1 protein-coding gene and 1 pseudogene are annotated in these 1864 nt (G+C 69.3%); one reads left to right on the forward strand and one right to left on the reverse strand.

Annotated elements, in window-relative coordinates; genetic code table 11:
- Positions 1 to 922: succinyldiaminopimelate transaminase (dapC, locus tag IZR01_RS48980; RefSeq protein ID WP_194927868.1), on the forward strand; the 922-nt coding region annotated here is incomplete at its 5' end.
- Between the two features lie 432 nt (positions 923 to 1354).
- On the opposite strand, the pseudogene IZR01_RS48985 reads toward dapC, so the two are convergent.
- Positions 1355 to 1864: pseudogene (locus tag IZR01_RS48985) on the reverse strand (hypothetical protein); the annotation flags it as partial.

Genomic DNA, 1864 nt, shown 5'->3' on the forward strand with positions numbered 1-1864 from the left:
CGGCACCCCCGCCCTGCGCGAGGCAGCCGTCGGCTGGATGACACGTCGGCTCGGCGTCACCGGCGTCACCCCGACCGCGGTACTCCCGGTGATCGGCACCAAGGAACTGGTGGCTTGGCTCCCCACCCTGCTCGGCCTCGGCCCGGGCGACCACGTGGCCATCCCCTCGGTGGCCTACCCGACCTACGACGTCGGGGCGCGGATCGCCGGTGCCGACACCCTGGTGGCCGCCCCCGAGGCAGGCGCCGACCTGGTCCGGGCCCACCGCCCGAAGCTGATCTGGCTGAACTCCCCGGCGAACCCGAACGGGCGCGTGGCCTCGGCCGCCGAACTTCGTGCGGTCGTCACGGCTGCCCGCGATGCAGGCACCATCGTCGTCTCCGACGAGTGCTACATCGAACTGGCGTGGGATGCCGAGCCGGTCTCCCTGCTCCACCCCGACGTCAGCGGCGCCAGCCATGAGGGCCTGCTGGCCGTCCACTCGCTGTCCAAGCGCTCGAACCTGGCTGGCTACCGTGCGGGCTTCGTCACCGGTGATCCTGCGATCGTGGCTGACCTGCTGGAGGTGCGCAAGCACGCCGGCCTGATCATGCCGCGGCCGGTCCAGGATGCGATGACCGTGGCCCTGAATGACGACGTCCACGCTGCGGAGCAGAAGGAGCGCTATCGCAGGCGCCGCGAGGTTCTGCGTGATGCGCTGGGGAGTGCGGGCTTCCGCATTGACCACTCCGAGGCGGGACTGTACCTGTGGTCCAGCCGCGATGAGGATTGCTGGACCACTGTTGAGTGGCTGTCCGAGCGCGGGATCCTGGTTGCGCCGGGTGACTTCTACGGTGAGGCTGGGGCTCGGCATGTGCGGGTGGCTTTGACGGCCAGCGATGAGCGAGTTGCTGCGGCGGCTGCGCGGCTGACCGCATCCTGACCTCCTGTCGTTCCTTGTCGTGATGTTGGGCATGTCCCTAGGCCGAACCCCGGGCGCCTGGGGGTGGCGCCGGGGTCCGGCTGTGGGTTTTGCCGTGCCCGCCCCTTGCGGGGCCTGCTCGATCTGGGGCGATCCCCCTTTTGCCTCCGACTTGGCCGAAGTCGAAGGCCCTTATCGCCTTGCTTCGAGCAGTCGACGACGCTAGGTCATCGAGGGCGTGGCGGCGGTTCCCTGGCCGGGGCGCGGTGAGCTCTGTCCGCATCCCGGTTGTGGGGGCCGTCGGCCCGGGTTTCGCTCATGTGCCTGGCTGCGGCGGGCGATTCCCGAGATGCCTCAATCTTCTATGAAGGGTGCATATCGGACATCGGGTGATTGGCGTAGATATGGCTACGCGTATTGGTTGAGGCCGAATGGGGGACTGCACTCTGGTGGTCACTGCGCTGGCGGTTCCTTCTCCAGGTAACGCATCGCCTGCTTGAAGTATCCGCGCGGGTTCGTGTCCAGATACCGTGCCCACTCCGGGTCGCGCTCCCCGCGCAGCCAGGCGACGCGGGCCAGTGCGTAGCCGAACATCGGTTGGTTGATGTAGCCGAGTTGCTGTCGGCGCCAGCCGCCGCGGCCCTGGGCGAAGGTGTAGGCGGCGTTGGCGGTGAAGACGCCGAGGCCGAAGAACACTGTCGCCAGGTCGGTCAGTGGCTCGTGGTCTCGCTCGGCGGTGCTGGCCAGGCCGCGGTAGAGGAGCTTGTGGTGGCAGAGTTCGTGGGCTGCGACCGCGACTACGCGGCGGGGGTCAGGGGCGTTGTCCAGGCCGATCGCGATGAGGCCGACGCCGTTGCGGACGCTGTAGTGCCCTGCGATGCTCTGCTGGCTGATGGCGGTGCCGGGCAGGCCGCTGCCGGGGCCGGCGGGGCTGCCAGGACTGCCGGATGGGCCGGGTGGGCC

Origin of the sequence: Catenulispora pinisilvae, from assembly GCF_015356865.1 — a bacterium.
Classification (GTDB): domain Bacteria; phylum Actinomycetota; class Actinomycetes; order Streptomycetales; family Catenulisporaceae; genus Catenulispora; species Catenulispora pinisilvae.